The sequence below is a fragment of the Faecalibacterium sp. AF28-13AC genome (assembly GCF_003478405.1).
GTDB classification, from domain to species: domain Bacteria; phylum Bacillota; class Clostridia; order Oscillospirales; family Ruminococcaceae; genus Faecalibacterium; species Faecalibacterium prausnitzii_E.
In genome coordinates this window covers 1-650 of sequence record NZ_QUFG01000018.1, presented here as the reverse complement: position 1 = coordinate 650, position 650 = coordinate 1, and the positions used below count along the sequence as shown (strand labels likewise).

1 protein-coding gene is annotated in these 650 nt (G+C 42.8%); it reads left to right on the top strand.

The features are described 5' to 3' along the window. Positions 1-415 (top strand): CBS domain-containing protein (locus DWY95_RS16170; protein WP_243082863.1); only part of this gene is annotated, 415 nt, incomplete at its 5' end. Positions 416-650 lie beyond the last annotated feature (235 nt).

The window sequence follows — 650 nt, the reverse complement described above, 5'->3', positions numbered from 1 at the left end:
TGAAATGAACATAGCTAAAATCATGATTCCCAAAATCTCCACTGTATTTCTTTATGAAAAGGATACGATTCGTCAGGGATTGGAACGGTTTATGGTACATGGCTATACCGCTGTCCCGGTACTGAATGATCAGGAACAGTATATTGGAAGCGTGACGGAGGGAGATTTCCTCCGCCACCTTCTTGCTTGCCAGACAACAGACTTGAAAGTACAGGAGGGATACCGACTTGGCAGCATTGTTCGCAGAGATTTTTGCCCTGCGTTACAAATAGATGCAGATTCCGAGCAGGTTGTAACTGCAATGCTGAATCAGAATTTTGTCCCCATCGTTGATGGCCGGAATGCTCTATGCGGGATTCTGACAAGGAAACGGCTGATTGAATTTCTGGCACAAGCTCGTGATAAAAAAGAATAAGTCCTGCATCTTTAGAGCGTTTTAATACAGATACGCATTCTCTTTTACCTTTTTTACTCCCTTTGATATATGATTAAGGACACGTAAAGAGTCACAAAGGGAATCACTTCTACATGAGTGACAGATAGGAGGGTTAAAATGGAACTGCCAAGACAAGATCCGGATCAGCTTCTTCGTGCGATCCGTAACGATGCATCCACTAAGAAAAGCGGAAAACTCAAAATCTTTTTCGGTT